This is a genomic window from Citrobacter braakii (assembly GCF_009648935.1).
GTDB lineage: Bacteria > Pseudomonadota > Gammaproteobacteria > Enterobacterales > Enterobacteriaceae > Citrobacter > Citrobacter braakii.
In genome coordinates this window covers 3,144,001-3,164,971 of record NZ_CP045771.1, presented here as the reverse complement: position 1 = coordinate 3,164,971, position 20,971 = coordinate 3,144,001, and the positions used below count along the sequence as shown (strand labels likewise).

At 48.5% G+C, this 20,971-nt stretch carries 16 protein-coding genes and 1 pseudogene; 13 read left to right on the top strand and 4 right to left on the bottom strand.

Going from position 1 to position 20,971, the window contains the following annotated elements; translation table 11 throughout:
• The first annotated feature begins 78 nt into the window (after positions 1-78).
• Positions 79-1,026 (top strand): ribose-phosphate diphosphokinase, encoded by a 948-nt coding sequence (gene prs / locus GFC06_RS14760; protein WP_001518537.1) that lies wholly within the window; start codon positions 79-81, stop codon positions 1,024-1,026.
• A gap of 124 nt (positions 1,027-1,150) precedes the next feature.
• Positions 1,151-2,833: a C4-dicarboxylic acid transporter DauA gene (dauA, locus tag GFC06_RS14755; RefSeq protein ID WP_029139565.1), complete on the top strand. Its 1,683-nt coding sequence runs from the start codon at positions 1,151-1,153 to the stop codon at positions 2,831-2,833.
• 97 nt (positions 2,834-2,930) lie between these two features.
• Here the strand turns inward: dauA and GFC06_RS14750 are convergent, their stop codons facing one another.
• Together GFC06_RS14750 and GFC06_RS14745 are read right to left on the bottom strand one after the other, a co-directional pair.
• On the bottom strand, positions 2,931-4,394 hold the full coding sequence (locus GFC06_RS14750; RefSeq protein WP_153690309.1) for a pyridoxal phosphate-dependent decarboxylase family protein: 1,464 nt from the start codon (positions 4,392-4,394) through the stop codon (positions 2,931-2,933).
• A 15-nt stretch (positions 4,395-4,409) separates the two neighbouring features.
• Positions 4,410-5,795: a diaminobutyrate--2-oxoglutarate transaminase gene (locus GFC06_RS14745; RefSeq protein WP_019076946.1), complete on the bottom strand. Its 1,386-nt coding sequence runs from the start codon at positions 5,793-5,795 to the stop codon at positions 4,410-4,412.
• Between the two features lie 611 nt (positions 5,796-6,406).
• Between GFC06_RS14745 and lysC the strand changes: the two genes are divergently transcribed.
• The gene (gene lysC, locus GFC06_RS14740) at positions 6,407-7,768 is read left to right on the top strand and encodes a lysine-sensitive aspartokinase 3 (protein WP_153690308.1); all 1,362 of its coding nucleotides are present in this window, start codon (positions 6,407-6,409) and stop codon (positions 7,766-7,768) included.
• A gap of 124 nt (positions 7,769-7,892) precedes the next feature.
• Here the strand turns inward: lysC and ychH are convergent, their stop codons facing one another.
• Positions 7,893-8,174, bottom strand: coding sequence for a stress-induced protein YchH (ychH, locus tag GFC06_RS14735; RefSeq protein WP_016153301.1), 282 nt, complete (start codon positions 8,172-8,174; stop codon positions 7,893-7,895).
• Between the two features lie 274 nt (positions 8,175-8,448).
• On the opposite strand from ychH, the gene pth reads away from it, so the two are divergent.
• The 3 genes and pseudogenes from pth to GFC06_RS14720 form a co-directional block, all read left to right on the top strand.
• Entirely contained in the window at positions 8,449-9,033 is a 585-nt protein-coding gene (pth, locus tag GFC06_RS14730) for an aminoacyl-tRNA hydrolase (RefSeq protein WP_016153302.1), read from the top strand.
• 115 nt (positions 9,034-9,148) lie between these two features.
• Entirely contained in the window at positions 9,149-10,243 is a 1,095-nt protein-coding gene (ychF, locus tag GFC06_RS14725; protein WP_016153303.1) for a redox-regulated ATPase YchF, read from the top strand.
• Positions 10,244-10,471: 228 nt separating this feature from the next.
• A pseudogene (locus tag GFC06_RS14720) lies at positions 10,472-11,631 on the top strand (tyrosine-type recombinase/integrase); the annotation flags it as partial.
• A 278-nt stretch (positions 11,632-11,909) separates the two neighbouring features.
• On the opposite strand, the gene GFC06_RS14715 reads toward GFC06_RS14720, so the two are convergent.
• Positions 11,910-12,782 (bottom strand): LysR family transcriptional regulator, encoded by an 873-nt coding sequence (locus GFC06_RS14715; RefSeq protein ID WP_047498027.1) that lies wholly within the window; start codon positions 12,780-12,782, stop codon positions 11,910-11,912.
• A gap of 108 nt (positions 12,783-12,890) precedes the next feature.
• Between GFC06_RS14715 and GFC06_RS14710 the strand changes: the two genes are divergently transcribed.
• The 7 genes from GFC06_RS14710 to GFC06_RS14680 all read left to right on the top strand — a co-directional run bounded on the left by GFC06_RS14710 (position 12,891) and on the right by GFC06_RS14680 (position 20,596).
• On the top strand, positions 12,891-14,081 hold the full coding sequence (locus tag GFC06_RS14710; protein WP_016156407.1) for an MFS transporter: 1,191 nt from the start codon (positions 12,891-12,893) through the stop codon (positions 14,079-14,081).
• Positions 14,078-15,940, top strand: coding sequence for an FAD/NAD(P)-binding protein (locus tag GFC06_RS14705; protein WP_153690307.1), 1,863 nt, complete (start codon positions 14,078-14,080; stop codon positions 15,938-15,940). Before GFC06_RS14710 ends, GFC06_RS14705 begins: the two co-directional genes overlap by 4 nt.
• Positions 15,930-17,270 (top strand): hypothetical protein, encoded by a 1,341-nt coding sequence (locus GFC06_RS14700; RefSeq protein WP_153690306.1) that lies wholly within the window; start codon positions 15,930-15,932, stop codon positions 17,268-17,270. The genes GFC06_RS14705 and GFC06_RS14700 overlap by 11 nt, the downstream gene beginning before the upstream one ends.
• Positions 17,271-17,284: 14 nt before the next feature.
• A complete protein-coding gene (locus GFC06_RS14695) occupies positions 17,285-17,488 on the top strand; it encodes a tautomerase family protein (protein WP_016152960.1) in 204 nt (67 codons plus the stop codon).
• A 146-nt stretch (positions 17,489-17,634) separates the two neighbouring features.
• Positions 17,635-18,264, top strand: coding sequence for a 2OG-Fe dioxygenase family protein (locus tag GFC06_RS14690; protein WP_016156404.1), 630 nt, complete (start codon positions 17,635-17,637; stop codon positions 18,262-18,264).
• 8 nt (positions 18,265-18,272) lie between these two features.
• Positions 18,273-19,505 (top strand): ATP-grasp domain-containing protein, encoded by a 1,233-nt coding sequence (locus GFC06_RS14685; protein WP_016156403.1) that lies wholly within the window; start codon positions 18,273-18,275, stop codon positions 19,503-19,505.
• 35 nt (positions 19,506-19,540) lie between these two features.
• Complete coding sequence (locus GFC06_RS14680) at positions 19,541-20,596, top strand: AbrB family transcriptional regulator (RefSeq protein WP_047417713.1); 1,056 nt, start codon at positions 19,541-19,543, stop codon at positions 20,594-20,596.
• Positions 20,597-20,971: the final 375 nt, after the last annotated feature.

The window sequence follows — 20,971 nt, the reverse complement described above, 5'->3', positions numbered from 1 at the left end:
ATGGAGAGGATACTGCCTGGCCCGCACAGTTTTCGGCAGATTCTTTCCACCAATGGACGCATGCCTGAGGTTCTTCTCGTGCCTGATATGAAGCTTTTTGCTGGTAACGCCACCCCGGAACTAGCACAACGTATTGCCAACCGCCTGTACACTTCACTCGGCGACGCCGCTGTAGGTCGCTTTAGCGACGGCGAAGTCAGCGTACAAATTAATGAAAATGTACGCGGTGGTGATATTTTCATCATCCAGTCCACTTGTGCCCCTACTAACGACAACCTGATGGAATTGGTCGTTATGGTTGATGCGCTGCGCCGTGCTTCCGCAGGCCGTATCACCGCCGTTATTCCTTACTTCGGCTATGCACGTCAGGATCGTCGCGTACGTTCCGCTCGTGTACCGATTACTGCTAAAGTCGTCGCTGATTTCCTGTCCAGCGTTGGCGTTGACCGCGTCCTCACCGTTGACCTGCATGCTGAACAGATCCAGGGCTTCTTTGACGTACCGGTTGATAACGTATTCGGTAGCCCGATCCTGTTAGAAGACATGCTGCAGCTGAATCTGGACAACCCGATTGTGGTTTCTCCGGACATCGGTGGCGTCGTGCGTGCCCGCGCTATCGCTAAACTGCTGAACGATACCGACATGGCTATCATCGACAAACGACGCCCGCGCGCGAACGTTTCTCAGGTGATGCATATTATTGGTGACGTTGCAGGTCGTGACTGCGTGCTGGTTGATGATATGATCGATACTGGCGGTACGCTGTGTAAAGCAGCAGAAGCACTGAAAGAACGTGGTGCAAAACGCGTATTTGCTTACGCTACCCACCCGATCTTCTCAGGTAATGCGGCAAACAACCTGCGCAATTCAGTGATTGATGAAGTCGTTGTCTGTGACACTATTCCACTGACTGACGAAATCAAAGCACTGCCAAACGTGCGTACATTGACCCTGTCGGGTATGCTGGCCGAAGCGATTCGTCGTATCAGCAACGAAGAATCCATCTCTGCTATGTTCGAGCATTAATCGAGCCCGGCTCAAAAACCCGCTGCGGCGGGTTTTTTTATCTGCAACATCTATTTGTATGACTTATGCCTCCTTCACCTGCCATTTAGTTGACAGATGATGCGCTCATGGATGAAACATTATTGTGAACAGATTATTTTCCTCACATGTGATGCCTTTCCGCGCCCTCATCGACGCTTGTTGGAAAGAAAAATATACCGCTTCTCGCTTTACCCGCGACCTGATCGCCGGGATCACCGTTGGGATCATTGCCATTCCGCTGGCGATGGCCCTGGCAATAGGCAGTGGCGTTGCGCCGCAGTACGGCTTGTATACCTCAGCCGTGGCTGGGATTGTTATCGCCCTTACCGGTGGCTCACGTTTTAGCGTATCTGGACCAACTGCCGCCTTCGTGGTGATTCTGTATCCGGTGTCGCAACAGTTTGGGCTGGCAGGCCTGCTGGTCGCAACGCTAATGTCCGGGATATTCCTGATCCTTTTCGGCCTCGCCCGTTTTGGTCGCCTGATCGAATATATTCCGGTATCCGTTACGTTAGGTTTTACATCGGGTATTGGTATCACCATCGGTACCATGCAGATTAAAGATTTTCTCGGTCTGCAAATGGCCCATGTCCCGGAGCACTACCTGCAAAAGGTCGGCGCACTGTTTATGGCTCTGCCAACCCTCAACGTTGGCGATGCCGCAATTGGCGTGGTGACGCTGGGGATCCTGATTTTCTGGCCTCGTCTGGGGATCCGACTACCGGGCCACCTTCCTGCGCTGCTGGCAGGCTGTGCGGTAATGGGGATTGTGAACCTGACCGGTGGCCATGTCGCCACCATCGGTTCTCAGTTCCACTACATTCTGGCTGATGGCTCGCAGGGTAACGGTATCCCGCAGTTGCTCCCGCAACTGGTATTACCGTGGGACATGCCGGAGTCAAACTTTACCCTGAGCTGGAGTTCGTTACAGGCGCTGTTACCGGCCGCCTTCTCCATGGCGATGCTCGGGGCGATTGAATCTCTACTGTGCGCCGTCGTGCTCGATGGGATGACCGGCACCAAGCATAAAGCCAACAGTGAGCTGATTGGCCAGGGCCTGGGTAACATCGTGGCACCGTTCTTCGGTGGTATCACCGCCACGGCGGCAATTGCCCGTTCTGCGGCAAACGTCCGCGCCGGGGCGACCTCACCAATTTCAGCGGTCATCCACGCGATTCTGGTGATCCTCGCCCTGCTGGTGCTTGCGCCGCTGCTTTCCTGGTTACCGCTTTCCGCCATGGCCGCCCTGCTGCTAATGGTGGCATGGAACATGAGTGAAGCGCATAAAGTGGTGGATCTGCTGCGTCATGCGCCAAAAGACGACATCATCGTCATGCTTATGTGTATGTCGCTGACGGTGCTATTCGACATGGTGATCGCCATCAGCGTCGGTATCGTTCTCGCCTCCCTGCTGTTTATGCGTCGTATCGCGCGCATGACGCGTCTGGCGCCGGTCAACGTAGACGTACCTGACGATGTGCTGGTGCTGCGCGTTATTGGCCCACTTTTCTTTGCCGCTGCGGAGGGATTATTTACCGATCTCGAATCGCGTATTGCAGGTAAACGTATTGTGGTCTTAAAGTGGGACGCGGTCCCGGTACTGGATGCCGGTGGTCTGGACGCTTTCCAGCGTTTTGTAAAACGCCTCCCGGAAGGGTGTGAACTGCGGATCAGTAATCTGGAATTCCAGCCGTTACGTACCATGGCGCGCGCGGGCATTCAGCCGATTGCCGGACGCCTGACGTTCTTCCCGAATAAAGACGCCGCGCTGGCAGATATCAGCTGACGTGTAGCCCGGCCAGGCGAAGCGCCGCCAGACTACAAATGACAGGCAAAAAAATGGCTCCCGTGTGTGGGAGCCATTTTTATAATCAGCTTATTGCTTACGCGTTCAACAGTTGCTCAGCTGTCGCTTTCACGCTTGCCAGCAGGACTTTGACATCCTCCAGACACACCGTTGGGTTCAGCAGCGTCAGCTTCAGGCAGGTTACGCCATCTGCTTCGGTCACGCCAACGTTGGCGCTACCAGAAGCCAGCAGAACGTCGCCAATACGCTGGTTCAACAGCGCAACGAACGCCATGTCGCCACTGTGCGGACGGAAACGGAACAGCACGCTTGCCAGCTGCGGCTCCATCACCAGTTCCAGGTGTGGCTGAGTTTTCACAAACGCAGCCACATCACGCGCCAGCGTTACGCCGTTATCAATGATTTCGGCATACTGCTTTTTGCCCAGCGCTTCGAGCCCCATCCACAGCTTCAGCGCGTCAAAACGGCGCGTGGTCTGCAGCGATTTCGACACCAGATTCGGTACGCCCGCCTCTTCATCAAAATCAGAGTTCAGGTACGCCGCCTGGTAACGCATCAGCTCGTAATGACGCGCGTCTTTCAGCAGGAACGCGCCGCAGCTGATGGTCTGGAAGAACTGTTTGTGGAAGTCCAGCGTCACGGAATCCGCCAGTTCAAGGCCGTTCAGGAAGTGACGATACTGCTCAGAAAGCAGTAACGCCCCGCCCCATGCCGCATCCACATGCATCCAGATCTGGTGTTCTGCCGCCAGCGCCGCAATGTCCGCTAACGGGTCGATTGCACCCGCATCGGTAGTACCAGCAGTGGCGACAATCGCCATCACCTGTTCGCCGTTGGCTTTCGCCTGGGCCAGCTTGTCTTTCAGGTCAGCCAGATCCATGCGTGAGAACGCATCGGTCTTCACCTGGGTGACGGAACGGTAACCCAACCCCATCAGCGCCATGTTCTTCTGCACAGAGAAGTGCGCGCTTTCAGAGCAAAATACTTTGATTTTGCTCAGGTCGCCGGTCAGACCATTCTGCTGAATGGAATGCCCCTGGCGGGCAAAGAAGGCGTCGCGCGCCAGCATCAGGCCCATCAGGTTGCTCTGGGTGCCACCGCTAGTGAACACGCCCGCGTCGCCTGCCGCATAGCCCACCTGCTCACGCAACCATTCGATCAGTTTGATCTCAATGATGGTCGCCGACGGGCTCTGATCCCAGGAGTCCATACTCTGGTTGGTGGCGTTGATCAGCACTTCTGCCGCCTGGCTAATCACCAGGCTCGGGCAGTGCAGGTGCGCCACGCACTGCGCATGGTGAACCAACAAGCTGTCTTTCAGAAAGTATTCAACCGCACGCTCAATAGCGGCCTGGTTGCCCAGGCCCTGAGACGTAAAATTCAGGTTGATACGTTCGCGCAGTTGCTCAACGGTTTTGCCCTGATACATCTCAGGTTGCTTCAACCATTCAACGACCGCTTGCGTACTCTGCTCGATAGCGTCCTGGTAGGCAGCAATGCTTTGTGCCGAGCCGGACAGAATCGGATTTACGTCTGACATTCGATCCAACTCCGTTTAAACCGGCTTCACGCCAGCGCCCAGCAGGGCATTTTCGAATTTATCGAGGAAAATCTCCAGCTCTGCGTTGGTGATCAACAGAGACGGCAGCAGACGCAGTACGCAACCGTTACGGCCGCCACGCTCAAGAATCAGGCCGTTTTCGAAACATTTTTTCTGCAGCAGCGCGGAAAGCTCGCCATCGGCCGGGTAGCAGCCCATGTGATCCTGCGCTTCGTTCGGCTTAACGATTTCCAGACCAATCATCAGGCCCAGACCACGTACCTGGCCGATAACCGGGTAACGTTTCTGCAGGTCAGTCAGTTTGCCTTTCAGCCACTCGCCCTGGGCAGCAACTTTATCGGCAATCTTGTCGTCTTTGAGGATTTTCAGCGTTGTCAGACCGGTCGCCATCGCCAGTTGGTTGCCGCGGAAGGTGCCAGTGTGATGGCCCGGAGCCCACGCATCGAACTGCTTTTTAATACCCAGTACCGCCAGTGGCAGACCGCCGCCAACCGCTTTGGACATCACGATGATATCCGGCTCAATACCGGCGTGTTCGAAGGCGAACAGTTTACCCGTGCGCGCGAAGCCAGCCTGAACTTCATCGATAATCAGCAGAATGCCGTGTTCTTGGGTCACTTTACGAATACGCTGCAGCCACTCGATCGGAGCCGGGTTTACCCCGCCTTCGCCCTGCACCGCTTCGAGGATCACAGCAGCCGGTTTACGCACGCCGCTCTCAACGTCGTTGATCAGGTTTTCGAAGTAGTAGGTCAATGCTTTGACGCCAGCGTCGCCGCCGATACCCAGCGGGCAACGGTACTGGTGCGGATACGGCATAAACTGCACTTCCGCCATCATGTTGCTGACGGCTTCTTTCGGCGACAGGTTGCCGGTCACGGACAGCGCGCCGTGGGTCATCCCGTGGTAGCCACCGGAGAAGCTGATGATGCTGGAACGGCCGGTAACTTTCTTCGCCAGCTTCAGCGCCGCTTCAACGGCATCGGCACCGGACGGCCCGGTGAACTGCAGGCAATACTCTTTGCCCTGGCCCGGTAATAAAGAAAGTAAATACGATGAGAATTCATCTTTTAACGGTGTGGTAAGGTCAAGCGTATGTAACGGTAAGCCGCTTGTGATGACACTTTGAATGCTCTGCAGCACTTCAGGATGATTATGACCAAGCGCCAGGGTTCCGGCACCTGCCAGGCAATCAAGATATTGATTATTTTCTACGTCAGTAATCCAGACGCCCTGTGCTTTGGCAATCGCTAATGGCAGTTTACGTGGATAGCTGCGGACATTAGATTCAAACTCAGCCTGTCTTGCTAAAAAGGTATCATTGCTCTGTGGTAATGAATTAGCACTTAAAGTATCAATACGGACTTTATCCGTCATCATATCACTCCTACAACCAGGTGTAGATTAACGCCTGATTGAATAAATGGTTATAAGGGTTACCTGTAAAAAAGCGCGGCTAATATATGTTGTTTTAGCCCTGGACTCAATCATTTATTTTTCAACACATTTAGCGGGTGTTTTTTCTTTATAATTCAAAGTGTAACAGCCACCCTTCATTACGAAATCCTAAAGAAATATATCTATTTAATTAACAATTACCGTAGCCAATTGCAACGCATACGATGTTATAAAAACCATGTAATTTTCATGTTTTTATTATTTTTTTACACGTTTTTACCATTAATAATGTACGCGTTTTCTTGTTACGACATGATTTTTCACTTATTTGTCGATAAATCGAATAAAAAAGTCGATCCCTAAATATAAATCACTTAGTATGGCGCGCTTATTTGCAGGCTATGTAAATAAAATTAATGCGCAGCACCCGGTAACGCGTACAGGCGACACGCGTTTTCGACAACAGGTATTCCCTGGGTTGTCAGCAGAAATGTTCGCGGGCGGACATTTCGTAAGGCGAACACCGTTTCCCCTTATGCCGAGAATGAAAATTTTCTAGCCATACTTTTATGGCGCCCTGATATGAGATTGTTATGACTCGCATTTATCCACCATCCGTCGTTGCCAAATTTGGCGGCACCAGCGTCGCTGATTTTGATGCGATGAACCGAAGCGCCAGCATTGTCCTTGCTGATCAAGATGTCCGTTTAGTCGTACTGTCTGCTTCAGCAGGCGTTACAAACTTACTGGTCGAGCTTTCTGAAGGTCTGGAAACGCATCAACAATTAGATAAGCTTGAGACCTTACGCGCCATCCAATACAACATTATTTCCCGCCTGAACCAGCCGTCCGTTATCAGCACGGAAATCGATAATCTTCTCAACAACATCCGCCATCTTGCACAAACGGCGACCGTTTCACCGTCTGATGCGCTAAGCGATGAATTGGTCAGTCACGGCGAGCTGATGTCCTCTTTACTGTTTACTGAAGTCTTACGTGAACGGCATGCCGAGGCCGGGTGGTTTGACGCCCGCAGCGTGATGCGTACCAACTCCAGTTTCGGCTGCGCCGAACCCGAACTCAGTTCGTTGCACCACCTGGTGGAGACTCACCTGCGCCCTCGTCTTGAGCAAGCGATTATGGTGACCCAGGGGTTTATCGGCCGGGATGCCGCAGGGCATACCACTACGCTGGGACGCGGTGGTAGTGATTACACGGCGACGCTTCTCGGTGAGGCGCTTCACGCCGCACGCGTGGACATCTGGACCGATGTCGCAGGGATCTACACCACCGATCCGCGCATTGCGCCGCGGGCCAAACGGATTGACCACATCTCATTTTCCGAGGCCAGCGATATGGCCGCCTTTGGTGCGAAGGTCCTCCACCCGGCTACGCTGCTTCCGGCAATGCGTAAAAGCATTCCGGTCTTTGTTGGCTCAAGTAAGGATACGGCTGCCGGTGGTACGCTGGTGCATAACACCACCGACAACCCACCTCGCTATCGTGCGCTTGCCGTGCGCCGTAAACAGACGCTGTTGCGATTACATAGTCTGGAGACACAACCGTCCGGTTCTTTCCTGGCGCAGTCCTTCGCCATTTTAGCTCGCCACGCGGTCACGGTGGATTTGGTTACAACCTCAGAGAACAGTATTGCGCTGGCGCTGGACGCAACTCACGCTACCTCAGGTGAAGATCATATACTGACCAGCGCATTGTTTACCGCATTATCCTCCCACTGTCGTGTGGAAGTGGAAACCGGACTGGCATTGGTGACTTTGGTGGGGAATCGGCTGACTCAGGCGGCGGGGGTTTGCAAAGACGTTTTTGCCTGGCTTGAAGGGCATACGGTGCGAATGATTTGCCACGGCGCGTCAAATGACAACCTGTGTTTCCTGTTGCCCACTGAAGACGCGGATAGAGCGGTTAAAACGTTACATTATCGGTTATTCGAATAACGTTTCTTATATTCCGTAGCGAATATAAAAGTGCGTTCTATGCAAGGATAATGAACAAGCAGAGTCCTGGTTTTTCAACCAGGACTTTGTATTCAAACCGCAGCCCTCTCTGCCGGGAAACGATTTAGTTATGACGATGAGTGGTATCACCGCGACGACAGCGTTTGTCATAATGGCGTACCCACCAGTAACGGTCACTGATTTGCTCGTGCCCGCCCACTCTGGCTCCCGCCAACCACAGAACACCACCTACAAAAATACTGAGCACGGCACCATGTGCGAAAAACTGTGGCAGATTAAATTGCGGCAATTGGTTTAAAATAGAGTAACCAACACCCCCCACCATCACCACCAACCCTAAAGCCATGAGCACGTTACCGAGTAACGAAGCGTTTTTGCGTTTCATGTGTCACCTCCGGAACTTTGGGTTGCTACAGGGAATACCCCTAATCCTTATGTGTAAAGTATAGACAACACTGCCGTTCGCAAGTGCGGGAGCGATCACAATTACAAACACTCGCGCAACAAAACTTTACAAATAAGCTACTGAACACACTCAATTTCTAATAGTCCATTTGTGCAATTATTCAGTTTTTGGCGATTAGAACGCAGTTTTTTGTCAAGAGCAGCATCAGACAGTAAACTACACGTCGTTTATGGAAACACTCAGGACAAAACACGTGACGATTAAATTGATTGTCGGCCTGGCGAACCCCGGCGCAGAGTATGCGGCAACGCGACACAACGCAGGCGCATGGTATGTCGATTTACTGGCAGAGAGATTACGCGCGCCCCTGCGTGATGAGCCGAAATTCTTCGGCTACACCTCCAGAGTAACGCTCGAAGGGGAAGATGTCCGTTTGCTGGTACCGACTACATTTATGAATCTCAGCGGCAAGGCCGTGGGTGCGATGGCCAGTTTTTATCGTATCAACCCCGATGAAATTTTGGTCGCGCACGACGAATTAGACCTGCCGCCTGGCGTGGCAAAATTTAAGCTCGGTGGCGGTCATGGCGGACATAATGGCCTGAAAGACATCATCAGCAAGTTGGGCAATAACCCCAACTTTCATCGTTTACGCGTGGGAATTGGTCATCCGGGTGATAAAAACAAAGTTGTCGGATTTGTTTTAGGCAAACCGCCTGTTTCAGAACAGAAGTTAATTGATGAAGCAATTGACGAAGCGGCACGTTGTACCGAGATTTTATTCAAAGATGGTCTGACCAAGGCAACGAGCCGGTTACACACCTTTAAAGCGCAATAAGCAGCGATGTGCGGCATTTTTCTCGCGTGCTGTGTATAATAGGCAGAGTTATTTACTTTTCTACAATCTGTTTTCCATAACAGGTTGAATATCAAAAGATTAAGGTGATTTAAACATGGGATTCAAATGCGGTATCGTCGGTTTGCCAAACGTAGGCAAATCCACCCTGTTCAACGCGCTCACAAAAGCGGGTATTGAAGCGGCAAACTTCCCGTTCTGTACTATCGAGCCGAACACAGGTGTTGTCCCGATGCCCGATCCGCGTCTGGATCAGTTGGCCGAAATCGTCAAACCGCAGCGTATCCTGCCAACAACGATGGAATTCGTCGATATTGCCGGTCTGGTAAAAGGCGCGTCCAAAGGCGAAGGTCTGGGTAACCAGTTCCTGACGAACATCCGTGAAACCGAAGCTATCGGCCACGTGGTTCGCTGCTTTGAAAACGACAACATCATCCACGTTAATAACAAAGTGGATCCGGCTGACGACATTGAGGTTATCAATACCGAACTGGCGCTGTCTGACCTGGATACCTGTGAGCGCGCTATCCATCGCGTACAGAAGAAGGCCAAAGGCGGCGATAAAGACGCTAAAGCGGAACTGGCTGCACTGGAAAAATGCCTGCCACAACTGGAAAACGCTGGCATGCTGCGTGCGTTGAAAACGCTGACTGATGAAGACAAAGCGGCTATCAAATACCTGAGCTTCCTGACGCTGAAGCCAACCATGTATATCGCCAACGTCAACGAAGACGGTTTTGAAAACAACCCATACCTCGATAAAGTGCGTGAAATCGCCGCAGCTGAAGGCTCCGTGGTGGTTGCAGTTTGCGCTGCCGTTGAAGCTGACATCGCAGAACTCGATGATGCTGACCGTGAAGAATTCATGGCTGAAATGGGTCTGGAAGAGCCAGGTCTGAACCGCGTAATCCGCGCTGGTTACGAACTGCTGAACCTGCAGACCTACTTCACCGCTGGCGTGAAAGAAGTTCGTGCATGGACCATTCCTGTTGGCGCAACGGCTCCGCAGGCGGCGGGTAAAATTCATACTGACTTCGAGAAAGGCTTTATCCGCGCACAAACCATCGCGTTTGAAGATTTCATCACCTATAAAGGTGAACAAGGCGCGAAAGAAGCCGGTAAGATGCGTGCAGAAGGTAAAGATTACATCGTTAAAGATGGCGATGTGATGAACTTCCTGTTCAACGTCTAAATAAAATCTGCTGTCTCATGAGGTTTCACTGAATCTCATAACAACGGCAAAACCCTATAAAATCCACGCAGTTGCGTGGATTTTTCATTTCAGAGAGTATGCATCTGTCTCGTAACGAGACAGTCAAAAATGAGTACGTGGATGAGCACAACATTCTGCCATCTTCATTTTTAGTGGGTACGATAACGGTATAATAAACAAACAAGGCCCCGTTAGGTTCACTGATACGAATGCCGCACTGCCAAGCCGAAAGAAAAACTCTATCGACTTAATGATTTCAATGGTCTCTACCTCGAAGTGAAACCCAATGGTAAAAAGGCATGGCGCTATCGGTTTAAACTCAACGGTAAATCCAGCATGTTTGCGCTGGGTGAGTACCCGACGGTCAAACTTGCCGAAGCTCGCGAGAAATGCGAGCAAGCGCGTAAGCAAGTCGCAAATGGAATTAGCCCGACACAGGCTCATCAGTTAGATAAGATCCGTAAGGTCAATGACGCATCTAACACCTTTGAGCTGATCGCCAAAGAGTGGTTGCAGATGAAAGACTGGGCCGAAATCACCAAAACTCGCCGCCTTGATATGCTTGAGCGTGTAGTTTTCCCCGCCATCGGCAAACTTCCTATCAGGGAAATCACCCCGCACCACATTCTTAAAATTCTTCAGAAAACGGCTAAGCGCGGCGCTCCGACCGTTGCCGCTGAAGCCCGCCGCACCATTTCATCAGTTTTCGAGTTGGCAGTAGCGACACTTAGAGCTGATAGTGATCCTGTCTGGCCTGTGCGCAAGGCCCTTCCGACCAATAAGACACAGCACAAACAAGCACTGAATCCTCAGCGAATCGGAAAGTTATTAAACTGTTTTGACAATAGTCGTGGCTCGTACCAGGTTAACTACTGCATGTGGCTTATGTGGTGGACATTAGCGCGTCCTGCGGAAGCCACCGAAGCAGAATGGACAGAATTCGATCTTGATAACGCCCTGTGGACTATTCCAGCAGCACGGATGAAAGCACGAAGAGAACACGTTATTCCCCTGCCCTTCCAAGCTGTCAACATGCTCAGAACACTACAGGGATTAACCGGGCATCGGCAGAACCTTTTCCCGGGCAGAGATAATCCGCTAGGCCCAATGACATCGCACTCGCTGCGCCAGCTACTTAAATCCTAGGCTGGAGTGGCATTTATAGCCCCCATGCTACCAGAACTACAGGAAGTACGCGTTTAATCGAAATGGGCTATCGACCTGATGCTATTGAAGCTCAACTTGCTCATGCTGACATCAACAATGTTCGTCGCACATACAACCATGCAACTTATCTTGATGAGCGTAAAGTGATGATGCAGGAATGGGCTGATATGTTGGACAAATGGGTAGCAGGATTCGAGTAGAACTTGCTGCACTTAGTGAACCACGAGGATAGAACTCATTCCTCAGGGTCCACTTTGTGCCAATGGCAGACTGGCAACGAACGAATCAGAGAGCAGATGCCGTTCTTACTACAAAACAGTGGTCAAATTTCTTGACCAATCCCAGGAAAGAAATCTTCAGCAACTCTATTAAATTGCATTAGTCAATCCTGAAACTGAAAGCCTGCATCGATAATAGATCCATATAGAGTATTTACCAGCCCAAAAGCCCTAACGGCACAATATGGTTGTGGAATACCTCAGTGGGATGAAACAAAGGAAACAAAGCAATTCAATACCCGGCTAACCTCACGATTTTTAAGCCATATCATCATAGTATTGACATTACCAATGTGAGGAGTAATAGAGTGGCACCGTATGGGGAAGCTCGTTTCATACTGTTTGACGACGCTCTCAGGCAATAATGCAATGCCCATTCCGGCACTTACGCAACCAAGTATTGCCTGAAAAGAACCAAACTCCAGCGGGTCGTCATAATCGACATTTTGTAGCCGTAACCATTGCCCAAGCCGGGAACGATAATTACATCCTTTCACAAAGACGAGCGGCCTTGTTACCTCCAGATCGGCTCCCGTCACGACATCACCATGCTCTGCGGCCGTAACCAGAACCAGGGTTTCCTGACACAGCACCTGCGTTTGTAGCCTTGAATTGTCTACGTGCAACGCCTTGTGGTCAGCGACGAAGGCAATTTCAAGTTCACTATTCTGGATCTGACGAACTAACACATCTGTCGGTGACGTTTTTAAGTTTAATTCTACGGAGGGCATTTCACGGTGGAAGTTTGCCAGCAAAGCAGGAAGTCGGACGGCGGCAGTGGTTTCCATTGCGCCAATGCGCAGAGGGCCAGCCACTTTCGTTCCCTGCATAGACAACTCGGCTTCGTCTAAAAGCGCGAGGATTTTGTTAGCGTAACGCAGAAGCAGTTCACCTTCAGGGGTGATGTGAAGACGATTCTTCTCGCGAACAAACAACGAAACATCCAGGCTGGACTCCAGTTGCTTGAGCCGCGTCGTGACGTTTGAAGAAACGCAGTGCAGATTACGGGCTGCTGCGGTGATAGAGCCGGTTTCCGCGACGGTTTTAAACAAATTTAATGAGGTACTGTTCATCGTGTCTGTCACTCAAAGTGAAGGTTTTCGTCATTTTTATTAACTTTTTATTATCATTTCTTTATGTAACATAACAATCAAATCTGATTGACATATTGAGCCTGAAAAATGGATCTTGATCACAATGTTATTGGCCATCGCCAGTTGAGCACGGCTGTCTTCGGTATGATTGTTTTAACGCTGGGGATGGGAATTGGTCGGTTTTTATATACTCCGATGCTGCCGGTCATGTTGCATGAAGGCATTTTTAATTTTTCGCAATTATCGTTAATCGCAAGCGCGAATTACGCCGGATACCTGGTTGGCAGCCTCCTGTTCTCGTTTGGTATTTTTGGTGGCCTGAAGAATATCAAAACGATGTTAATTTGTGCTGCATTAGTCACCGGCCTGCTTATTTTTGCGATGGCAGTAGTCACGCACCCTGATATAGTAATTGTTATTCGATTTATCGCCGGTGTTGCCAGCGCAGGCATGATGATATTCGGGTCGATGCTTATGCTACAGCATACCCATAATCCGTTTGTCATTGCTTCTTTGTTTGCCGGCGTCGGGGTGGGTATTTTTATAGGCAATGAATATGTTATAGCCGGTATCGCATATGCATTAAATTCAAAGCTACTATGGATCGGCGCGTCAATCATTTCAGCTGTACTCTTCATCGCGCTGATTATCTTGCTGCCTGCAAATAAACACGTTCTACCTCCTCAGAAAAAAGCTTCGTCATCCGAGCCGAACATCCAGTGGTGGAATTTAGCATTGTTATATGGACTGGCAGGCTTCGGTTATATCATTGTAGCTACTTATCTCCCTTTAATGGCCCGGGGAGTGGGTAATGAATTTCTGGCCAACCATATCTGGTCTATTGTTGGCCTTGCCGTTATCCCAGGATGCTATGGTTGGTTATGGGCTGCACGCAAGTGGAGCATATTGTCCTGCCTGAGTGTTAACTTAATTGTGCAGGCGAGCTGCGTTGTGATGGCCTCGTTTATCCATTCCCCGCTTTTATTGACCTTGAGTTGTATTGGCTTTGGTGCAACTTTCATGGGAACCAGTTCTCTCGTTATGCCACTCGCGAAAAAGATTTCTGCACCACAGAAAATTAATCTTCTGGGTCTGGTGACGTTAACATATGGCATTGGGCAAATTGCCGGGCCATTAATCGTGAGTGCGTTTCAGAACAATAAAAACGGGATGACTATTTCAATATTATCTGGCGCTTGTGCGTTATTTATCGCAGCAGGGATTAGCTATGTTCAACACAGCAAAGTTAAATACTCTCAAAGTTGGAGCAAAGAATGAGAAAGACAACCGTTGCTATTATAGGAATGGGGCCTCGGGGGCTTAGTATTCTGGAAAGGATTTGTGCTCAGCATGCACAACGTAAACAGAATGAACATATTAATATTGTTATCGTTGATAAAAATGCGATGGGTGTAGGTGCGCACAGTTTATCGCAGCCCGACCATTTATTGGTTAACACCGTTGCTTGCCAGATAACATTATTTGGTGATGCGACGGTAAAAAATGCCGGATCTTTCCGTTCAGGGCCATGTTTTCATCAGTGGGCTAATGAGCAGGGCTATAAAAATGTTGATGACCGTTATTTAAAAGACGTGGCTGGCAAACCAATTGACGCCAACGATTATTTACCTCGTCGATTATTAGGTGAATACTTAAATTGGTTTTATCACGAAATTATCAAAAGTTTGCCTGACAATATCTCGGTTACACAGATAAATCAGCAGGCCAACAACATTCTGATTCAGGACGATGCGAAGTCTATTATTGTCTTGGAAGACAGTCAGCGTGTGGTGGCCGATTACGTCTATTTAACCACTGGTCACAGCGACAACGCCAAAACGTTTGACGATCATCTTGTTGAACGATTTATTGCCAATAATTATAAGAAAAATGAACGCCTGGACTACTATTCGACTCCTTATCCAATAAATAATTTGAATAAAATAACAGCGGAATCAAATGTGATTGTTCAGGGTATTGGTCTGACTGCCTATGATGTCATTTCGCAACTCACTATCGGCAGGGGTGGAAAATTTAGCCGGGAAGAGGGTGAGCTTCGCTATCATCCTTCCGGAAAAGAACCGGGTATTTTTATCTATTCACGTAAGGCTCTACCTTTTAGCAGTCGCGGCGCGAATCAAAAAGGCGTTTCTGGGCAGTACTCCCCACGCTTCTTAACGGCAATGGCTATCAGAGAATTGCGGTTGAAAAATGTGTTTGAGAAAGGATCTTCAAAAATCGATTTTCTTGAACAAGTTTTCCCCTTACTGCATAAAGAAATGTGTTATGCCTATCGTTCAACCCTAAATGGGCAGTGGTTAGATGCTGGCTCTTATGAACCGAGCGCTGAAGACATCGCGGTAATTGACAGTGTGCTTTATCCACATCAATCGCAGGAACATCTGAGTTTAAAGGATTATACTCAATGGTTTATGTATTTCCTGCGTAAAGATCTCCAGGAGTCTGAGGAGGGCAATGTCCATGGCCCGATCAAAGCGGCGACAGACATTATTCGTGATGTCAGGGATATTTTACGAGAAGCGATTGATAATTCAGGGCTTGAATCGCGGTCACATCAGTATTTCCTTGAGCATTTTAATCCTATTTTTAACCGCATTGCCGTTGGCCCGCCGAAGTTAAGAAATGAACAACTATTAGCATTAATGGAAGCGAATGTGGTGAGTCTGGCCGGTGGTAAAGATTCAAGGTTAGTATTGAACGACTGCGAAGGAAAATTCGAAGTTCACTCACCTTTTAAAGAAGAGAGTACTGAGATTCAGGCTGATGTTTTAATCAAGGCGAAAATTGCCAGTTTTTCGCCACTACATGACGCTTCACCGTTAATCAGAAATATGACAGCCAATGGTATTGTTCGTCCATTTATGAATGAGGGGTATCACCCGGGTGGGCTGGATATCGATCAATGCCAGCATCCTATTAATCGCATGGGGGAAGCGCAGACGGCTTTTTGGGTGCTGGGCAATCCTGCGGAAGGCGCGAATTTTTACACCTACGTCCTGCCACGTCCGCTGGTTAATTCAAGATTCCTGGTTGATGCAGGCCGTTGTGTCGCAGATATGTATCATCAAATGATGGTGCGGCAGGCTCAGCCAGAGGTAGCGATAAATGCAGACTGAGCAAATCCAGGCCCGTGGCAAGGCGTGGCAATCATTGCAACCTGCGTTAGCGATAACATCATTGCTGGTATTTCTGTTCGCTTGTGCGTTGACGGATAAACATGCGGCGATGTCGGCTATTGCGGGAGTTACCGCCGTGCTCTACTTCGCATCGACATTTGCTTTCTGGTCAAAAAAATCATCCGCCAGAAGTGGTGTGATTATTTTTCTCTGCTCGATGATGTTTCTTCTTGCTACAAACAACCTGAAAGGCATTGTGCTCCCTGCAATTTTTTCGCGATATTTTGATGTGATTTTACTGCTTGTTGGTATTGCCTTATTACGACAAGTCATGGCCTCTCTTAATTTTACAGCTGTTCTGGGAGGATATTTTTCGCGTAGAAAAACATCGAACATGACTTTTGGGGTTACGCTATTGACGGCGTTCTTAACATGGCCAATGAGTCTGGGGGCAATATCATTGCTGCTCGATGGCCTCAAGTCAGTTATTGGGCCAAGATTCAATCTGGCAAAGATTATTACGCGCACCGTATGCATTACGATGGTACTGATGCCAACCACCATCGGCGCTGCTGCCGTTTGGGCGGCAATGCCTGACGTACCGCATCTTAAGGCGATGCTGGTGGGTATCCCTCTCTTTTTATTCAGTATCTTGTTCAACCAAAGCGCAAAAGTGACGGTAATCGCTGAAAACGAGACGGTGACACCCAGCCGTGATGGGATGCGGTATATCCTGCTATGTGTAGGTCTGTTCTGGGGAGTATTCATTTTTTCATTAACGGTACTGAATCTTAATTCACTGCAAAGTATTGCCTTTACAGCAGTCGTGCTCTTTGTTGTCGATCATCTGGTTAAAAAGGATAAACCCTGGGCTGAGCAATTAACTGAATCAGCACAGAATATATCCGGTGAGGTATTGTTGCTTTTAAGCTGTAGTGTGTTGACCTCAGTTTGTTGGCTGCTTTTTTCCCATGTACCTGAGGGTATCACTGCTTATGTTGGCGGGCTGACAACGTTGCAGATCTACGCGATTATTTTGTTCATCGTACCGCTTTTTGGTTTATTAGGTATCCATCCACTGATTATCTTTAGTATCGCATGGTCGATATTTTCTGATTATCTTACGGGGGGGATGGTTGATTATCAGATGTGGATTTGCTTATTTATTGCAACTCAGCTTATTTCTCCCGTATCGATCAATGCTATTTTCGCCGCAAACAGTCTGAATGTATCACCCAGTAACACCAGCTTTAAAATGCACTACGGTTATGTTCTATCGTTTAATCTCTTTGCACTTGTTTATCTTGGTGCAATGTCAAAAATTATCTAATAAAAGGAGTTCATATGCCCTACGTAAATATTAAAATTACTAATGAAGGTGCTACCGATCAGCAAAAGAAAAAATTAATGGAGGGAGTGACACAACTATTGGTTGATGTCCTGAATAAAAACCCCAGCACAACCATCGTGGTCATTGATGAAGTGGAGACTGATAACTGGGGAATTGGTGGCGTGCCAGTGACGGAGTTACGTAAAAAAAGCAAGTAGAGTGATTTAAAAAGTAAGGAGCCTGCCTCCTTACTTTTGCCCATAGATTATCAGTATAAAAGAGTCTGCAATATTATTTATTGTTGGATATGCATTTCATATCTTATAAGTAGACTGCTCAAACTACCGTATTAAGGACGTTATCTATGCACGCCTATCATCATATTCGACTGGGGAAGACTTCAGCGAAAGTCAAAAATAGTTTTGATGAATTACTACCCGATCCATGGCTTAAGGCTGAAGATGGTATTTTTCGGTTCAGAAGTTACATGCAGGCCAGGGCCGGACGTGAAAAGTATTTTGATCTGTGCGCAGTGGGTGAGTTTTTTCAAGCGGAAAAACTGAACAATTACGCTGGCGGTATTGCAAGAAAATACCCAGAAATAAAACAAGACGTTGCTGAAGAAGTGATGAATCTGGTGTTTCGTAAGCTTTTGCCATTGCTTCCAGACACGACTTACAATATTGGCATTCATCAAATAAGAATAACGACAGATGACCGAAGGCCTGGATATCCCGCTCCAGAGGGTATTCATAAAGATGGTTTTAAGTACATTGCAATCTATTGCAGCGAAATTGAGAATGTGACTGGTGGAGAAACCACGCTTATTCCTAATCATGATGGGGGCAATGATGCCTCTACGTTCAAACTGCATGCGGGCGATGCAGTAATATTCAATGATGTGAATTATCAGCATTATACCGCGGCAGTGGTTCCTTTGTTGCCAGGAAAAGGTTATCGGGATGTATTTGTCATTACATTTGATATTGAATGAGAAAAACAATGAATATCTTGCTGTGTCCACCAAAAATTATTTTTCAGCACTCACGTGAAGAGTGGCAGTCATTGCAATCAGTGGCCCCGGTTCTGATTGCAACGTGCGCAAGCCAGATCGATAATATTCTTGATCATATGGGGGCAGGTTTTTCTTTCCTTTTTTATGAAAACTTTAATGATAATCCCTTCGTGGAAATGGATATTTACCACTACGCCCAGGACAATAAAGCAACGGGTATCTTTTACCTCGCCGAAATCGATGTTCTGAGGGCCGCGCGAATCAGCGATCGTCTGGGTTTGACACACGACCGTGAAAAAAAGGCCATGTTCTTCCGTGATAAATTTATGATGAAATCGCTTGTTCAGTCTCATCAGTTACCGGTTCCTGCTATGGCACGCGTCGACAGTGCGACTGCGATGGCGCGATTCATTGCCGAACAGGGATATCCCTGCGTCATCAAACCTAATGACGGGCGTGGATCACAGGGCGTGGTGGTTCTTAAAAATGAAGGCCAGCTTTATAAATATCTGGCGCAGGTTAAGCCGCCAGAGTATCACAATCTGCTCATTGAAAAATTTATCGAAGGCGAAGCTTATCAAATTAATGCGTTGTATTTAAAAGGAAAGGCGATATTTGTTTCTGCATCTCGTGCAACCGTCTCCTGCCTGGATTTTCTATCCGGGAAAACATTAGGTCTGGTTATGGAAGATGACACGCCGCTGCATCGTAAACTGATTGCCTACACCAAATATCTTGCTGAAGAGGTTTTTCCAACGGAAGAAAACGCATTGCTTCACCTTGAAGTTTTTGTTGATAAAGATAACAACATTATTTTTGGCGAGCTTGCTTGCCGATTAGGTGGCTGCTTTGTCAATGAAGAATTAGGGGCCGCTTTTGGTCTTGATCCTCGAATGACCTGGCTTAAAGCCAGTTTATGCGAAATCTATCCGCAGGATTTATCGCAAAGACAACCCGTTTTACGGGTTGGCCAATTAAATGTGCCGCCTGCACAGGGCACGCTCCTCTCTATTGCGGAAAAATGTCCATTGCCTTTTGTGGTTAAATATCGGGCAACAGGTGTCGTCGGCCGCCAATATGACGCGATGAAATTAACAAATGGCGAGATCGTGAGTGCTATTGTTCAAGCGGAGTCCAGCCGGGAAATACACGAACGTCTTGATGCATTGACCCAATGGGTCGCTGAAAATACCCTTTGGGTTAACGAAACCGTTCACTGAGTATTTAACACTCCCGGTAGCCAGGAGAAAGGTGTATGAAATTATTGTTAGGTTTTGCTCTTTGTATCCTGGCTGGGTTGGGTTTTACCTATTGCAACGTTCCGTTAGGTATGATGTTTGGCCCCCTTATTACCGTGCTGGTGTTAAAACGTACCGGTCTTTCTGTGCCAGTACTGCCGGGCAGCCTGACGGTGATTCAACTCTCTCTTGGTACGTCAATTGGTCTTTTATTTCGCGATTTTTCTTTTGGGGCGCAAGGAAATATCGCATTTTTACTGGTGTTGTTATTAGTATGCTTATCCCTGCAATTCACCGCATGCTACTTGTGGTGTATTCACCGATTACGCTGGAGTAAGGAAGAGGCGTTATTGGGCGCCGTTCCGGGGGCAATGGCAGCGGTATTAGCGCTAGCGTCCCATGTTAAAACGCCGCCGCAAAAAATTATCATTTCGCACTCGCTACGGCTCATCACATTGACCTTATTTGCCGGATATATTACCGGCGGTGCGCAAACCCATATGGCCATGCCGCCTGTATTGTTTGCAACGACTAATGTGCTCTGGCTATTGGGTATTGTCTTTGCGGGCTATGTGTTGGGCAAATGCCTTGAACGCTTCCACTTTCCTGCGCCCTTTATGATCACGTCGTTGCTTTGTGCAGCACTCCTGCACCCTTTGTCATCTCAGACTGTGTTTTTTCCCGATATTTTCAATCAGTTCAGTATGATCCTGATGGGCATATTACTGGGGCATCATTTTATTGCGTTTACGTTGACTGCATTTTTGCGTCATCTTTGGTCTTCAATACAGCTCATTGCTATTGGACTGGGTGTGACGGTCATGATGGCATTTACAGCGGCGCATCTTCTGGATTATCCATTTTATTTATTGATGCTCTCCTGGGTCCCCGGGAGCGTGGAATCAATGTCCTTTGCGGCACTGGCGCTTAACGCAAATGCGAGTTTTGTGATGGCAAGCCATATTATACGCATGTTGCTCATCCAAACGATCCCTGCAATAGTTATCTACCGCAAAAGAGAGGTTATAGAAGGTAATAGCGCTAAAACCAGTAAGCCGACGAGGCCGCTGTAGGGGGTTATGACCTCAGTTATGAGCATAACGTTCGTTGCGAATTTTATACAGCTCATCATGAACAGCCCGTAGGTGGACAGGGAGATCATTCCGCTGGAGAACGCAAGTGCCATTGCTTTTGGCAAACTAACTGGCGGGGTTTATCAAGATAAATTAAAGTCTCCATTTGGCTTAGAAGCGGAAATACTTACTGAAGGTCGAGAGTACAACTGAATTTCAAAACCGGCTCAAAGCGCGGTATTGCCTACGGCACATGAAAATTATTCCTTGATGCATAACTTCTGCAAAATCTGCCAATTCTGTCCATTTATCCCGCCATAACCTTGCAAATTAGATTACCTTGTAAGTTTGGAAGGTCCAATGTCCGCTGTTCGC

Coding starts and splice junctions, on each gene's coding strand:
- GFC06_RS14690 (WP_016156404.1), top strand. CDS start 17,635: ATGCACGCCTATCATCATATTCGACTGGGGAAGACTTCAGCGAAAGTC.
- lysC (WP_153690308.1), top strand. CDS start 6,407: ATGACTCGCATTTATCCACCATCCGTCGTTGCCAAATTTGGCGGCACC.
- GFC06_RS14695 (WP_016152960.1), top strand. CDS start 17,285: ATGCCCTACGTAAATATTAAAATTACTAATGAAGGTGCTACCGATCAG.
- GFC06_RS14710 (WP_016156407.1), top strand. CDS start 12,891: ATGGATCTTGATCACAATGTTATTGGCCATCGCCAGTTGAGCACGGCT.
- GFC06_RS14745 (WP_019076946.1), bottom strand. CDS start 5,795: ATGATGACGGATAAAGTCCGTATTGATACTTTAAGTGCTAATTCATTA.
- GFC06_RS14715 (WP_047498027.1), bottom strand. CDS start 12,782: ATGAACAGTACCTCATTAAATTTGTTTAAAACCGTCGCGGAAACCGGC.
- GFC06_RS14705 (WP_153690307.1), top strand. CDS start 14,078: ATGAGAAAGACAACCGTTGCTATTATAGGAATGGGGCCTCGGGGGCTT.
- ychH (WP_016153301.1), bottom strand. CDS start 8,174: ATGAAACGCAAAAACGCTTCGTTACTCGGTAACGTGCTCATGGCTTTA.
- GFC06_RS14700 (WP_153690306.1), top strand. CDS start 15,930: ATGCAGACTGAGCAAATCCAGGCCCGTGGCAAGGCGTGGCAATCATTG.
- ychF (WP_016153303.1), top strand. CDS start 9,149: ATGGGATTCAAATGCGGTATCGTCGGTTTGCCAAACGTAGGCAAATCC.
- GFC06_RS14750 (WP_153690309.1), bottom strand. CDS start 4,394: ATGTCAGACGTAAATCCGATTCTGTCCGGCTCGGCACAAAGCATTGCT.
- GFC06_RS14680 (WP_047417713.1), top strand. CDS start 19,541: ATGAAATTATTGTTAGGTTTTGCTCTTTGTATCCTGGCTGGGTTGGGT.
- GFC06_RS14685 (WP_016156403.1), top strand. CDS start 18,273: ATGAATATCTTGCTGTGTCCACCAAAAATTATTTTTCAGCACTCACGT.